Source organism: Pedobacter sp. UC225_65 (genome assembly GCF_042698365.1).
Classification (GTDB): Bacteria; Bacteroidota; Bacteroidia; order Sphingobacteriales; family Sphingobacteriaceae; genus Pedobacter.
The window spans coordinates 1211673-1227031 of record NZ_CP170550.1 but is presented as its reverse complement, the minus strand read 5'-3'; the positions used below and the strand labels follow the sequence as shown (position 1 = coordinate 1227031).

Sequence of the window (15359 nt, the reverse complement as noted above, 5' to 3'; positions counted from 1 at the left end):
AGGTATGAGGTACAGTTTATTGATCGTTTACCTATTCCTTTTAAATACGAACCTAAAGGCACAAACTAGTTTTGATGCGCGTTTGAAGGCTTTAAAAACGATAGCAATTGATAGTGGCATTACCTTAACTATTGACGAACCCCTTCAGTTCAATCCCGCTAAACCAACCCAGCTGATTATTTTTGCCCTGCCAAATGGCAATACCACCGCGCAAAGCTTTGGTAAAATATTAAAAGAAGGAGAAGATTGGCATTTTGATATCCAACATATCGGTTCGCAAACTGCTTTTATCCGTCATACCGATCAACAGACCAATTACATTGTCGTTTATGCGGCAAACAATTTAAAAAGCTGGCCAGCATGGCGAAAGAAATTTATTGATAGCGATGCGAGAATAGGGAAGTTGGTCGAATACCTGTTGGGTTATTACAAAAGCTATCGCCCTAGGGTAATGTTAAGTGGACACAGTGGTGGTGGCAGCTTTATTTTCGGCTATCTCAATTCGCAAAAGCAGATTCACCATGAGATTAACCGTATCGGATTTCTTGATGCTACCTATGGTTATGAGAGTGAAAAACATTTGACCAAGCTCAAAGACTGGTTAAAGTTTAAAGGGAATGCTTTACAAATAATCGCCTATAATGATAGTGTGGTTGTTTTTAATGGTAAACCATTGGTGTCCCCAACCGGAGGAACCTGGTATAGGAGTAAGTTAATGGCAACAGATTTGAAGATTGGCTTTAAACTACGCAATCATGAGCTGGCAGACAGATTAACTTGGGAGGATAAAAATAAACAGATTTCATTTTGTTTGATCAAGAACCCAGAAGCTAAGATTTATCATACGGTATTGGTAGAGAAAAATGGCTTCATTGAATTGGTTTTTAAGGGTACAAGGTTTCAGAATCAACATTATCAATTTTGGGCGGGATCGAGCTTATCAGCAATACATCCTACAATAAGCATGGAAAATGAAAGCAGAAATATAGTCCGCAAGATCATCCACATTGATATGGATGCCTTTTATGCGTCTGTAGAGCAACGCGATTTTCCAGAATATCGAGGAAAGCCTTTGGTGGTTGGAGGTTCGCCAGAGGGTAGAGGTGGGGTAGTGGCTACGGCAAGTTACGAAGCGCGTAAATTTGGTATTCGATCGGCCATGACTTCTAAAAAAGCACAACAGCTTTGTCCCTATGCTATTTTTGTACGACCAAGGTTTGATGCCTATAAAGAAGTATCGAGAAGATCAGGGAGATATTTGGTCGATATACTGACCTCATAGAACCACTTTCTTTAGATGAAGCTTATTTGGATGTGAGTGAGGATAAATTGGGTATAGGTTCTGCCATAACCATTGCAGAGCAGATCAAACAGGCCATTAAAGACGAACTTCACTTGACTGCCTCGGCTGGTGTTTCTATCAATAAATTTGCGGCTAAAATTGCATCAGATATGAACAAACCTGATGGGTTGACTTTTATAGGTCCATCTAAAATGGAAAAATTCATGGAAAAACTGCCAGTAGAGAAGTTTTTTGGCGTAGGTAAGGTTACTGCCGAAAAGATGAAACGACAAGGGCTACATACTGGAGCCGACCTGAAAAAGTTGAGCGAACAAAGGTTGATGCAACTATTCGGTAAAACAGGAAAGTTCTTTTACAATATTGTAAGAGGGATAGACAATCGTCAGGTACAGGCGCATCAAGAAATCAAATCCATCAGTGCCGAAGATACATTTTCTTATGATCTGGATAAAGGTGAAGAGTTGAACGACTGGTTAGAACAGATTGCAAAATCTGCCTTTAAACGTTTGCAGCACTACCAGATTTATGGCCGTACGGTTACGCTCAAAATCAAATTTGCTGATTTTAAGCAGGTAACCAGAAGTATTTCTTTTTCAAGCCCAATCAAAGATTTGGATGAAGTTTTGACAGAAACAAAGAAACTGTTGCATCACCTCGACTTAGATGGAAAAAAAATAAGACTTTTAGGCGTAGGTTTCTCCAATTTTGGTGAAGTGAAAATCAGAGACCGCTTCGATGGCTATCAACAATCGTTGTTCCCTATGGATTAATGTTAGTTTAATCTTCTGTAAATATACCATAACTACTTTTGATACAACTAGATAGTTGTAAGATTGTTCTTTTGTGCAAATGACGAGGTGTTGGAATTAGCCCTCATTTAGTGTGCAACGGATGAGGTCTGTTTGGGAGAGGCTAATGAAAATATCAGAAAGAAGATGATCTGGAATCAACATCTCATTATTAAATAAAAAGTTAACAATTAACCTTTATTTAATTTAAAGTAAACAAAAGAGTTCTATTTTTAATTATTAGCAAAGTAGATTAACTACTCAAGTAAAATCATAACAGATGAAGATCAATATCGTAATTATAGCCATCGTAGTTGTAGCCGTAATCGCTTTTGTATATTTTGTAGTGAAACGCAATAGAAAGGATTAGAAAGATCTAGAGCAAGAGCTTAACCAGAAAGAGGTTATGCCTAAAAAGCATGATGAACCACAGGTTTGATTAAATGATTAAGTTCAACAGAGGTGACCAGGCTTTGGTTTCACTAACTTACATTTTTCAATTGTTCTTGTAACACCTCTAATAAACTATCAATATCAAAAGGCTTAGGTACAATTTCGTCTGCGCAGATTTCTTTTACTTTTTGGATATGTGGGTGTGTAGATAAAACAATTACAGGAATATGACTGGTTCCTTCAGCTTCTTTCAATTGTCTACAAAGTTCAGTTCCTTCTAAAGTCGGTTTAACGATATCCAGTAAGATAGCATCAGGTTCAAAAGTTTTGATATGTTCAAAGATATCAGTTTCATTTGTAAATAAGCTCAGTTCATATCCTTCCTCAGTCAGAATCAACGAGATCAATTCAAGGATGTCCTTATTGTTCTCTACTACCAATATGCGCTTTTTCATGGGCTTAAATATAAAGCAATTTTCTGTTAAAGAAAAGAGATGGATTTGAAGGAAATTAAATGATTAGTGATTGTCATTATTTGGGTAGAACAGGAGGTCTATCTTTCCAAGGAGCTGTAGTTATGGCATTGAGAAAGGCAATCACTGCCTCTCTTTCGCCTTTGCTTAACCTCAAACCACGTAATAGTTTATCGTTTTTAGGTAACAATGGATCTTTTTCCTGCTCTGGTTTTACTCTTTGTACTGGCATACCTACATTGTACATGTTCATAATGCCATCCATGTCGCCAAATAGCCCATTATGGAACCAAGGACCTGTACGCATTACATTGCGTAGTCCAGGCGTTTTGAATTTACCCACATCTTCTGGTTTTTTAGTAACGTTATATAAACCTAGGTCCTCGTATTTTCTGCCATAATAGGTAAGCCCTACATTATGGAAATCGTTATCGGTAAATAAAGGGCCATTGTGGCAATTGACACAACGGGCCTTGGTTCTGAACAAATGTAGCCCTACCAACTGTTGGTCGGTTAAGCTGTTTTTGTCGCCCTCTAAAAAACGGTCAAAGTCAGATTTTCTGCTAACGATCGTACGCTGATAATCTGCCAAACTTTTAAAGATACGTTCTGTATTGATTTTGTCATCGCCAAAAGCTGCTGTAAACAATGCGCTATAACCTTTGATTTTTTTAATTTTTTGGGTAGCACCTTCATGTCCTGGTGCATTTCTATTGAAGAAGTTAAAGGACCATGTGCCTGGTCTTCTAAGCTTTCTGCTCGTCCATCCCAGAATAGACGTTTATAGAACCAAACATTTTCTAAAGAAGGTGCATTACGGGTATTTACGGCATGGTCATGGCCAATGGATACTTCCCTGCCATCGGCCCAATTGAGGTCGGGCACATGACAACTTGAACAAGAAATCTGATCAGAAGAAGATAACCTTGGATCAAAGAACAATATTTTGCCCAGATTGACAATCTTTTTGATTGATTCGTCCTTTAAATCCAAAGGAGAAGGAGGGAGCAAGCCTAGCTCTTTGTAGTTAACCCCTGAATCGACCGTTGGCTTTGGCCATTGGTTTGGAGATTTGGAGTAGATTTTGCGAAGTGAATCGACAGGAATGTCATCGCCAATCTTAAATTCTGTAGACCGAAAAGAGAGAAATAGTAAAAAAGCTAAAATGATAGCTAAACTTGGCAATACTTTATTCATTGGGTCAAAAATACAGATTAAAGCTGATATTACTAAAAAATCTATCGTTTCCAGGAGTTGTAACCAAGGAACGTTGCAGGTTTTTCATTTTACTATTTTCACTGTAAGTGAAGTTAAATGCCACAGCAGCCTGCATGGTATTGTAAAATGGGAAACTATAATTTCCACTAAAAGTTCCACCATATCTACTTGCAGTATTGTACAGATAGTTATGGAAAATTACATATTTGGTAAAGTAACTTTCGTTGGCCGGACTTACCATAAAACTATCAGCTAGTGGTAGACCATAATTTGCACCTAAACTTAAACCAAAAGATTTATGATTAGCTATTTGATGATTAAAACCGAAGCCAGCATTAAATAAGATATTCTTAAAGTATACCTTATTTCCGGTAATACCGTCAATCCTTTCTTGATCAGCTATTGTTGAACCAATAAGGTAGTTATAAGTGGTTTTACTTTTTGATAGAGTATAGTTGATGTTAAGGTTAAGCTCATTACCAGTAAACAGATAGTTTTTAGCTAAATAATTTAGGTTATAGTCTTCTCCTGTTAAATTCTCATAAGTGAGATGTGTACTTAATTTTCCCTTGGCCACAGGCTTTATCCACAACAGATTTAAGTTCAATTTTGAAAGGTTATAATGTGATAGCTCGGTTATTTCTTCACCTGTCCGATAGTCATAAACTTGTTTTTCATCTACCTGAGAGCCATGAAGATAAAATGATCCAAATTTTGTATTTGCCATTTCAAAGGAAGCCTCCATACCTGAGCGATTTTGAAAATCATTGTAATTTCTTTTGTTGGTCTTAGGTATAGGCTCTCCATAACCATTGATCAGGTAATTAACATAGGTTGGAGAAGTTAGACTTTCATAATATGTTCTGTTTTTATAGCCAATAGTAACCTTTTCCTGACCATATCCTAATAGATAACCTAAACCTAGTCTAATATTTTGGTTAAAGTTATAACTTAATGAGGCTTTCGTATTCAGTTGATATTCTTTAACAGAACCTCTAGGGTCATTATTGGAGAAATGGTCTGCAATGTGATAATCTAAACCTAGTCCAACTGTAAATTTATCAGATAAGATATTTTTGGCACCAAGAACCTTAAAATCATATATAGATCTTTCATAATGATTGTTGGCGGGAGAACCATAATAATATGGAGTTGTTGTATTGTTTCTGGTTTGATGAGCAAAACGGGTGCTGTCTTCAAATACTTTTTTATAATAAAAAGAGCCAAACAGTCTGATGCCTTTTAGTTCTGTTACACCCTCAGAGCTTAAAAATGCTGTATTTGTTTGAGTGCTACCTTGTGCTTCTACAAATTTTCCCTTTTCCAATTGATGTCCAATAGAAATTCTACTGGTCTGTTTGGGCATGAGATTGTTTATAAATAGTGGGCTTAACTTACTGAAATTATAAGTTAAGGTTGTTGTAGAATCCGAAAAATAAAGTTGCCTTTGCTGTACAACATTACGAACAGAGTCTTTTTGAGCAAACAAATTAGCGCAAAAGCTAATTAACAGAATGAAGGTGAACTGGATTTTTTTCATAATAGAAATGCAGTAGCTGAATAAAAACATCAACTACTGCATCAAATTTTATTTAAAACCTCTTGGGGTTGCGATGTTAAAGAAAGTAAAATCTTCTGTACTGTTGTTGGTGTCTTTTAAAACGATACGACCATCTACAGTTTTTTCAGTTTTTCTAATTACCGATTGAGAAGTATATGATCCTGCGGGTACAAATGTGAAACCTGCATCAAAAGCTGGATTTAGTTTTTTTGGATTTCTATCTTCTGGTAAATTGGCTTGGATCTCTACAGCATCTAGAATCAACTTATTTGGTATCTGATAATATTTTGTAGCCGTAGAGCTTGGTGGAACAAGTGTTGGATAATTATATTGGGGTAGATTCTTTACATTGATTTTGCCATCAGATTTTAGCAAGATGTAAGAATATCTTCCAGGATTGTCAAAAATCATATCTGTTCCAAAATAAGAAAGAACTTCTAAGTTTGGTACTGGTGTATCTACATCCGAAGATAATGGTTTGGTTAAAAAGGGAGCATAATAAGCTTCAAAATCGGCAGTACTCAAATCTACAGTTAAAGAAGATCCAGAACGGTAACAGTTTTTCCGTCAGTACCTGTAAAAGGGGCTTTATGATTTAATCCAGTTTGAGCAACAACGATACTTTTTCCTGGTAAAACAGGATATTGTTTTCCGGTACCTGGAATCATTAACAGTGCTCTTGCGTAAACATAATCGTTGTTGGCATCAATATTTGTAGGCATGTTCACAGCTTTGTTCCAATCCATTTGTCCAGAAGGCAATGTATTATAAGTAGCACCCGAGGTAATTACACCTGTTATCTCTGCAAAATAAAGACTGTCTGCATATAATGTTTTATCGCTGTTGTTGTAGAATTCAATAAATTGATCTCTATATAAAGCTCCATTAGTTCTGTGAGAGCCTGCATAATAAATCTGCTTAATTACCCAATCTCCTACGGTTCCAGAAACCAATTTTAGTTCAATAGCACCAGTAAAACCTACTATGATCTGTTTACTTTTAACAGCAGCATTAAATGTAATATCACTTGTGGTCGCTATGCCAGTAAGCTGTGTGTAGGTAGCCGCTGGAATTTTAATGGTAGCATCAATGTCGTAAGTTCCTGCAGCTATCGAGTTAAAATTAATTGTGCCTTTATCATCAGTATTTAACGATTGTGTAGTACCTGTATTTACGTTTTTTATTTTTACGATAATGTCTTTTAAGGGTAGGGCATAACCGCTGCTTTCAAGATTATAAGCTACTTTAACACCTAAATTTATAGGTTGTATGTCAGATGTTTTGTCTTTTTTGCAAGCACTAAATAGTAAGCCAATTAGTAATATGTAAATTAATTGTTTCATATAATGATATTTAAAGTTTTAAAGATATTTCTGCGCCAAATGTTGGAGATTGATTAGGGTAAACGTATTGTTGACCAGAATTAAGATAGTAAGGTTGATAATTGAAGACATTATAAACGTTAAATGAAAATTTAAAACGTTTCTTGATTTCTTTGCCAATGCTTAAATGAAAATTCGGAATGATCTTAGGAACATTATCTATATTCAGCTCTTCTTTTGTTTTCAATAAGTGGCCAATATTTACGTCGTTGTGATCAAAACTTGTTACTTCAACATATCTTCCATCTTGTGTGTAATAAGCTATTGGCACACCTGCAAATTCTTTTAGAACTGTCCTTTGTAATAAAGTAAATTCTGCAATAAACTGCACAAAGAGACTTATTTTTGGAATGTGAGTACTTGAGGTTATTCTGCCGTTACTGCTATAATTAACTGAATTATTCGCTCGGTATATTCCAGTGTAGGCGTAGTTAGGATTGGTATTTGTCGCGTCGTAATTTACATAGCTTAGGTTTTCAGATTTGCTTTGACTTCTGAACAAGCCCCCACTAATGTTAAACGAAGTAGCAATTGCTTTATATTCTGGTGTAGTGAAAATTAGATCAAAGCCCTGGCTTTTAGAAGATAGGTTATTGTCAAATTTATAGACTGGTGTTCTAACCGTCCTTGTTCCATTTTGGGTTAAAATAGGCTGTTTACCAGTGCCCGTTTGAAATACGGCACTGTAAGTAGGTAATATAACAGTTTGGTCTACCCTTGTATTCCCAATTCCATTTCTATAATCTTTAGCAAAAGCATTAAAAGAAAGGTTATACTTTTTGAGTTTTATTTGTGAAGAAAACTCAAATGTTTGGCTACTGGCAGATTTTAAACCAATGGCACTGTTTTCGTATTTATTTACGTAAACTAAATAGATACTTTCAGCAGCTTTTCCATTATAAGCATTTACCACAGGGATTTCGAAATAAGTAGGGCCGGGGTAACGCTGTCCCAATGCTGGCGATTTATATGAAATACCGTAGGCAAAACCCAACCTTACGGTTTTACTTAATTCGTAATTAATATTTGCCCTTGGCGAGAATGAGGGTAAACTGTTCTGTAGATCATACCTTATCCCAGTTCTTACATTAAGGTTTCTATCAAAAATCTTGGCTGTAAACATATTTTCGGCATAAATTCCGAAGTCTTTTTGGGCAATGGCTAAAGAAAAATCATAATACCTTTCCGACCTGTTACTGCTTAAAGAATTACTAGAAGCTTTGGATAAAACCCTTGGTCTACTGGGATCTAAAACTTGTCCCAAACCATTATTTGCTCCATAACTATAGCTAGCCCCATAACTTAGAAAATTATTGATGTTACCAATCTTAAATTCGCTATTGAAATCTAATCTTGCCGAAATGTTTAAAGGTCTACCATCAATTAAAGATTGGGAAGTATAGATGCCTTTTTCATATGATCCTCGTGTATGCCAGTAGAAGTAGCGTCTGATACTAAAACATAAGGATCATTGATGAATGCCTCTGTATAACTAACTTGGTGACCAGTTGCATACCTTAGATTTAAACCAATATTCTTTAAGAAATTATTGTCGATACGATAAGAAGTTCTATTGGCAAGGCTTAGATTCCAGCTGTCGAATTTGGCCATTTTACTGGCGATATCATCATTGTCCCGTTTTATTCCATCCAAATTTCTGCCATAATCAAAACTGAAGGTATTTTTTAACCTTTTCTCAACTCCAAAATAATTGGTGTACATTGAGCTTAGATTTAAACGTTTATAAGCTTTTATTTTATCTCTGTTATCTGCAAAAGAGCTTACATAGTTTACACCGATATTTAGATTTCCAGCCTTTTCACCCAATCCAAACCCTTTAGAAAAACCGTAGGAAGTAGCATTGTCTCTCAATTGCATTCTAATAAAAGCAGGTGATTTTCCTGCCTGGCGTTCAACGACTACTGCACCTTCAGATAAGTCGCCATATTTTGCCGATGGTACGCCAGCAATTACTTCTATACTTTCAATATTATCTGCAGGGATTTGTCTTAGGTCTAATCCACCAAATGCAAAGTCCCCAGAATAACTCGTACCTGTAGTACCGTTTAGCCCAGAACTGTTTCCTCTGATATTTGTACTCGCAGCAGATGACCCTGAGATACCTGGATTGTAGCTCTGCATGTTGAGGTTGTTGGTGATTACATTTCCATCTAAAATAATAGCAACACCAAAAGCATTGCTCATTTCATATACATTTCTGCCACTACTAACTGCTGAAAAAGCAGATCTTAATGTGAGGTTTTGTACATTTTGTAAACTAGGTGCAACAATTTTTTTATTTGGAATTTGATTTAAGAGATCACTAAGACTTAGGGCAGGTATTTGTTCTATGATATCTCTGCCTATGATTAATGAAGAGTTTGAACTGCCCTCATAATTCCTTTTTGCATTAATTTCAATTCCCTCTAAGCTAAGATTTAGCTCTTTTAGGATAATGTTCCCAAAATTAACATTACTTAAACTTGGTTTAATTTCTTTTGTTTGCTTTTGATAACCTAGATAAGTTAGCTCAATGTTGAGCTGGGTATTTGCAGTGATATTTAATTTAAAATCACCCTTCTCATTTGTAATGGTATACTGATTTGTTTCCAGTGTCTTGATATTTACACCAGCTATTGGCTGACCAGCTGTATTTACGATTTTACCGGTAACAGTTATTATAGTTTGAGCCTTAAGACTTGAACCAATAATTAAAAATAAAAGAAATATATATCCGTGTTTCAATTTAGACTAATTCTAATTTGGCGCAAAGGTGTGAAAATTGCACTATATAAGCAAGCTATTTAGACTAATTCTAATTAATTTCCGGTGTTTTAAATGTAACTTATCTAATATGAATGATTTAAATTGTGGCTTGTCCAGATACTGATCAACCTAGAGCAACCATTTGGATTTGCACTTTAATAACTAATTATTCTTATTGATCAGTAAACGTGTTCGATGTTGAAACCTGAAAAACAATAGGATAGAAGCTGTTAACAGTCCAAAAGTTAGACCATACCAAATTCCTTTTACACCCATGCCCAAATAGATCCCCAAGAAATAACCCAAAGGAATTCCGATTACCCAATAAGATAGAAAAGTGATAAAGGTGGGCATGTTTACATCACCAATACCTCTTAAAACACCTAGACCAACCACTTGGGTGCCATCAAACAATTGGAAAAAACCTGCAATGATCAACAGTTGCGCAGCAATGGTAACTACTTTTAGGTCATCGGTATAGATATAGGGTAGCAATGAGCTGGCAAAAACAAAGAGGAGTGCTGTACAGGTCATAAAGGCCAAAACCACGTGGTAACTGGCAATGGCAGAGCGACGCAGGTCGGTAAAATTCCTTTGACCTAAATAATTACCTGTTTTGATAGTAGCTGATGAAGCAATACCATTGGCCACCATATAGGTAAGTGCTGCCAAGGTAATGGCAATCTGATGTGCGGCTTGAGGTGCAGCACCAATGGTACCTATCAAGATGGCAGCACCACTAAATGCACTGATCTCGAAAATATATTGCATGGCAACTGGAGCACCAATCTTGAAGATTTGCATGCTTCTTACCTTGTCTATGGCATTGATCTTGAATTTTTGGAGATAAATCTTGAAGTTTTTAGAGCGCATTACATAGATGAACATCACCAAAGCCATCAGACTTCGGTCTACCAATGTGCTGATCCCAACACCTTTAACACCCATTGGCGTAATGCCAAACATACCTTTCACCAAAATGATACCTAAGATGATGTTTAGGATATTGCCAAAAATAAAGAATCAACATGGCCTGCATGGTAAAGCCTAAACCTTCGGCAAACTGTTTAAAGGTTTGGAAGATGATCAGCGGAACAATAGAAAATGCCAATAGCCCTAAATAAGGTTTGGCATAAGCCACTACTTCTGGAGATTGACCTAAGTGGTCGATTACAGACAAGGTTCCAAAATGTAATACGGCATAAAGAAAGGCACCCGTAATGATATTGATGATCAAACTATTGGACAGCAGTTTGCCACACTCATCATAATTTTTTCTACCATTTTCTTGAGCAATCAAAGGGGTCAGGCCATAAGAGATACCCATGCCCAATACCAGTGTCAACATAAAAAGGCTGTTAACCAAGGAAACTGCCGCCAATTGTGCGGTACCAGCAAACTGTCCGACAATGATGCTATCGGCAATATGAACGGCCATATGGCCAATCTGCGAAACCACAATTGGTCCGGCCAGGATTAGATTTTCTTTATAATACGGTTTATATTTTGTGTATAGGCGCTGTAACATAAGGTAGCAAAAATCGCGTATTTATACCGCAAAACTTAGGATAATGAAGAATTTATTTTACTTCAGCAGCCGTAAAATACTCTTCTTTTTCTGATAGGTGTGGTAAAATTACACCGGTAAGTATCAAACTGACAATCACTTTCTGTGCCTTTTTATAAGCACTTTTGGTGAGCTTGCTGTATTCTTTTAAAGTGATCCGGCCATGTTCTTCTAAATAGGTCAGCAGTTTTTTTTCTTGGTCGGAGTAAGAGATCAATTGCCCAGTTTCGTTATTGCTTTCTTTCAATACATCTACAATGATCTTACTGGCCAATATACTTTTGTCCTTAACCCTAAAATAGGCCCACCATTTTTTATTTTCGTCCATGGCATAGTGAGGTTTAGTATCGCTTTTTGGGATATCTACTACTAAAACCACTTTATCATCAATGTAAACTTCTTCAAATTTAGGCTCTATTGCAGGTTTGCAATAAACATGGGCGGCCTTTGTGATCATGTATTTTTCTTCATCTTCAGATTTCACGCCTTTGATGTGGCCATCATCAGCTACGCCGATCAACAATTTACCTCCTCGGTTATTGGCAAATGCCACCAAGGTTTTGGCAATCTTTTCGCTGCTGCTAATGGTCTTTTTAAAATCCAAGCTTACATTTTCGCCTTCTAGAATTAGTCTTTTGATGTTCATAGCCTAGATTCATTAAATCGCAACTCGTTGTTTTTCTCCAGGGAATTTGGTGCGTAGATAAACTTCGTTCATTACGGTAGCACACAATTCTCCTTGTTTGTTAAATAGCTCCATTGGATAAGACTTTACAAATTTGCCAGTATCCTTTAGCGAATGTTCAGCCTCTGCGATCATCTCATCAGTGATCTTTAAGGTAAAGTATAAATTGGTTAAACCTGGTTTGAGGTACTGAATAGATGCACTTTTTAACCAAACTCTTACTTTAAATCCCCGCCGTTGCATCAATTGGTCAAATAAGATCGCATAAAAAGGGTCAGTAGCCGCATAAATGGTTCCACCAAAAATGGAGCCGTTATAGTTCCGGTTCAAAAAGCTATTGCTAATCTTTACATCAACCCCTAAAAAACCAGAATGGAATTTTTTGACCCATATGCGCTGAAATAATAAAGGTGGATAAAGACACATCGCCCATTTAAGGGTTTTCTCGGAAACTATCATGATGGTTAAATATCAGAAATACAATTGAGGTTTAAAAGTTTTGGGAGTTGATTTTACACACAATAAATATTTAATTTCTAACTAAAAAATGGTAAATTGCTTTATGCATATCTACGATACATTAAGCGCTGCAGTAACCGATTTGGAGCAAAGAGGTTATGAATATGATTTTAATTTGGCCCAAGATTACATTGAATGTAAATCTCTAGACCTTCAGTTGATGCCAGAGGAGTTTGAGATTGATGAATTCTATCGTTTTGAGGGGATGACAGACCCTGCAGATAGTGCGGTGATCTATGCCATTTCATCGCAGGTTGGTAACCTAAAAGGCGTTTTGATTGATGCTTATGGTGTTTATGCCGAAAATATAGCACCAGAATTATTGGATAAACTAAAGATGCATTTGGATAGTTAGTGTGGTAGGTCAATGTCGAGATTTGGGTAATTAAATCTGACCACATAGGTACATAGCACACATAGGCGTTTTGCATTAACAATCAAGATAACTTTAACAGATCAATTTATAACCCATTCCGCGTACGTTTAAGATTTCTATCCGTTCGTCTTTTTTAAGGTGTTTGCGTAGTCTGGTAATAAAAACATCCATGGTACGGGTGTTGAAAAAGCTATCATCGCCCCAAAGGGAAAGTAGGGCAATTTTTCTATCCGTTAGGTTGTTTTTGTTCTTGTACAACAATAACAACAGTTCGCTTTCTCTGTTAGAAAGTTTGATTACTTCTTGCTTAAATACCAATTCTTGTTTATGATGGCTAAAGTTATAATTGCCAATATTGATATCGCTTAAATTAGGTATTTCTTGCTGCTGGGTCCTTTTCAAGAGCTCTTCCACTCGCAGGAAAAGCTCATCTAGGCTAAATGGTTTTTTGAGGTAATCGTTTCCACCACTTTTATACCCTTCAATTAGTACTCGGTTGCTGTCTTTGCAGTTAAAAAAAGGATTGGAATAACTTCATTTACTTTTCTGACCCGTTTGGCCAATGTAAATCCATCGGTATGTGGCAACATCACATCTAAGATCAGTAAATTGAAAGTACCATTGAGAAAGAGGTTATACCCTTTTTTACCATCAGTTGCATAGGTAACGGTATAACCCTTTTGCTTGAGGCTATCTTCGATCACCTTGGCCAAAAAAGGCTCGTCCTCTACCAATAACAGGTTTCTATTTTGCATCATTTGGTAAATTAATCAAAAAAACACTGCCAGTTGGATATTTGTCTATCACGCTGATGCTACCATGGTGTTGGTCTATCACTTTTTTAACGTAGCTTAAACCCAGCCCATATCCTTTGATATCATGCACATTGCCAGTTGAGATGCGGTAAAACTGGTCAAATATCTTCTGCTTAAACTCATCGGCTATACCAGGGCCATTATCAGCGATGCTGATTTCCATTTCTTTTCGGTTTTTGTTGATATTGATCTCAATTACAGGCTGTGGATTTGTGTTGTATTTTGCTGCATTCTCTATAATGTTGCCAATGGCATGCGATAGATGCATCTTGTTACCAATGATGATGTGCTTTTCATTGCTCGGCATATATTTGATGCTGATGTTATCGTCTAATTTTAGGTCGGTTATTGCAACTAAGACCAACTCATCTAGATCTATTTGCTCATCTTTGGTAAAACCTAGGGCCTCTAACTTCGCATTGGTTAAGATTTCTTTGGTCAGTTCTGTTAGTTTTTTGGTTTGGTAGAGGATAATGTCTAAATAGTTGGCTTGCGTAGCAGCATCTGGTGTGAATTTTTGCAAGGCTTCGGTGGTGATCTGTATCGACGCTAAAGGGGTATGCAGTTCATGTGTCATGTTGCTGATGAACTGGTCTTTAAGTGCCACCAGTTTGTTTTGGTTAAACAAAGTCTTGATGGTATAATAGAAGCAGAATAAGGTAATTCCAATCAATAGTAATGAAGTGATGATGAGCCATTTCATTTCCTTTAGATAGTAATTATTGGGGTTTTCCAATCTTGCCCAAACCAATTGTATCTCAAAAGGTCTTCTCAAGGATGTATTTATTTTTGTAGTTTGAAAATATCCAGTCAGTGGAACATTTGTGGGGTTCAATTGAAATTCGGAATAGATTGTCCTTTCCTGAAGTTCCTTTTTATACAAGATGGTCAGGTTATGGATGTTTAGTCTACTTTCTTCAAATGCTTTGCTAATGCTATCGCCCAAACCTTGTGTATAATAATAGATGGAGCCATCCTCTAAATCTCGCTTCAGCATATTCTCTGCAAAATGATCAATAAAAATGGTTTTGGCAGCAGGTGTTATTTTTCTGAGCTTCTGTTTAAACTTGGACAGTCCGACTTGAAAAAACTTAACTTTTCTAGCAGTATCTTCCAAGAAGCGAGGATGGACATCTTGTATGGTGAAAACGGTATTGCTGTCTCTATTGTTGATGTTACATTCTATATTGATAAATGAAGTGTCGGCTAACCAATGTTTTACCTTGGAAACGATTTCTCCTTGTCTCAACAACCTTTCTTTATTTACGGCTTGATCTAAGGCATTATTTACCTCTGTTTTATAATTACGTACAGTAGTTTGATAGTTTCGATAGTTCCAGTAAAGTTGTAGGCCGGTTATGCCCAAAACACAACAGGTCATCAAAACCAAAACATAAACTATCTTTTTCTGCATGGTACAAACATAGTGTGCATTGCTGAGAATTCAAGTGGTGTTAACACTAATTAACTCAGCTTTAACTGCAGTTAACTTTTGTAGGCTACACTTTGCCCC

At 36.5% G+C, this 15359-nt stretch carries 14 protein-coding genes and 2 pseudogenes; 2 read left to right on the top strand and 14 right to left on the bottom strand.

The window, feature by feature from the left end; genetic code table 11:
• Positions 1–4: 4 nt before the first annotated feature.
• Positions 5–2073: pseudogene (gene dinB, locus ACFJIZ_RS06430) on the top strand (DNA polymerase IV).
• Between the two features lie 500 nt (positions 2074–2573).
• Here the strand turns inward: dinB and ACFJIZ_RS06425 are convergent.
• The 11 genes and pseudogenes from ACFJIZ_RS06425 to ACFJIZ_RS06375 all read right to left on the bottom strand — a co-directional run bounded on the left by ACFJIZ_RS06425 (position 2574) and on the right by ACFJIZ_RS06375 (position 12595).
• Entirely contained in the window at positions 2574–2939 is a 366-nt protein-coding gene (locus ACFJIZ_RS06425; protein ID WP_379091664.1) for a response regulator, read from the bottom strand.
• 76 nt (positions 2940–3015) lie between these two features.
• A pseudogene (locus ACFJIZ_RS06420) lies at positions 3016–4154 on the bottom strand (cytochrome-c peroxidase).
• Between the two features lie 4 nt (positions 4155–4158).
• Positions 4159–5715, bottom strand: coding sequence for a DUF6850 family outer membrane beta-barrel protein (locus ACFJIZ_RS06415; protein ID WP_379091663.1), 1557 nt, complete (start codon positions 5713–5715; stop codon positions 4159–4161).
• Positions 5716–5763: 48 nt separating this feature from the next.
• Entirely contained in the window at positions 5764–6261 is a 498-nt protein-coding gene (locus ACFJIZ_RS06410; protein ID WP_379091662.1) for a DUF4876 domain-containing protein, read from the bottom strand.
• A gap of 8 nt (positions 6262–6269) precedes the next feature.
• The gene (locus ACFJIZ_RS06405; protein WP_379091661.1) at positions 6270–7079 is read right to left on the bottom strand and encodes a hypothetical protein; all 810 of its coding nucleotides are present in this window, start codon (positions 7077–7079) and stop codon (positions 6270–6272) included.
• 10 nt (positions 7080–7089) lie between these two features.
• Positions 7090–8481, bottom strand: coding sequence for a TonB-dependent receptor domain-containing protein (locus tag ACFJIZ_RS06400; protein ID WP_379093932.1), 1392 nt, complete (start codon positions 8479–8481; stop codon positions 7090–7092).
• A 20-nt stretch (positions 8482–8501) separates the two neighbouring features.
• Entirely contained in the window at positions 8502–9863 is a 1362-nt protein-coding gene (locus ACFJIZ_RS06395; protein WP_379091660.1) for a carboxypeptidase-like regulatory domain-containing protein, read from the bottom strand.
• A 183-nt stretch (positions 9864–10046) separates the two neighbouring features.
• Positions 10047–10850, bottom strand: coding sequence for an MATE family efflux transporter (locus ACFJIZ_RS06390; RefSeq protein WP_379093929.1), 804 nt, complete (start codon positions 10848–10850; stop codon positions 10047–10049).
• The gene (locus tag ACFJIZ_RS06385; RefSeq protein ID WP_379091659.1) at positions 10822–11412 is read right to left on the bottom strand and encodes an MATE family efflux transporter; all 591 of its coding nucleotides are present in this window, start codon (positions 11410–11412) and stop codon (positions 10822–10824) included. The genes ACFJIZ_RS06390 and ACFJIZ_RS06385 overlap by 29 nt, the downstream gene beginning before the upstream one ends.
• 52 nt (positions 11413–11464) lie before the next feature.
• Positions 11465–12097 (bottom strand): helix-turn-helix domain-containing protein, encoded by a 633-nt coding sequence (locus ACFJIZ_RS06380; protein ID WP_379091658.1) that lies wholly within the window; start codon positions 12095–12097, stop codon positions 11465–11467.
• Between the two features lie 12 nt (positions 12098–12109).
• Positions 12110–12595, bottom strand: coding sequence for a PaaI family thioesterase (locus ACFJIZ_RS06375; RefSeq protein WP_379091657.1), 486 nt, complete (start codon positions 12593–12595; stop codon positions 12110–12112).
• Between the two features lie 88 nt (positions 12596–12683).
• Here ACFJIZ_RS06375 and ACFJIZ_RS06370 point away from each other — a divergent pair, with 88 nt between their 5' ends.
• A complete protein-coding gene (locus ACFJIZ_RS06370; RefSeq protein ID WP_379091656.1) occupies positions 12684–13010 on the top strand; it encodes a phosphoribosylpyrophosphate synthetase in 327 nt (108 codons plus the stop codon).
• 93 nt (positions 13011–13103) lie between these two features.
• Here ACFJIZ_RS06370 and ACFJIZ_RS06365 read toward each other — a convergent pair whose 3' ends face one another.
• The 3 genes from ACFJIZ_RS06365 to ACFJIZ_RS06355 form a co-directional block, all read right to left on the bottom strand.
• Entirely contained in the window at positions 13104–13433 is a 330-nt protein-coding gene (locus ACFJIZ_RS06365; RefSeq protein ID WP_379091655.1) for a DNA-binding response regulator, read from the bottom strand.
• Between the two features lie 83 nt (positions 13434–13516).
• Positions 13517–13789 carry a response regulator gene (locus ACFJIZ_RS06360; protein ID WP_379091654.1) on the bottom strand — a complete coding sequence of 91 codons (273 nt, stop codon included), beginning with the start codon at positions 13787–13789 and terminating at the stop codon, positions 13517–13519.
• Positions 13776–15260 (bottom strand): sensor histidine kinase, encoded by a 1485-nt coding sequence (locus ACFJIZ_RS06355; protein WP_379091653.1) that lies wholly within the window; start codon positions 15258–15260, stop codon positions 13776–13778. Before ACFJIZ_RS06355 ends, ACFJIZ_RS06360 begins: the two co-directional genes overlap by 14 nt.
• Positions 15261–15359: the final 99 nt, after the last annotated feature.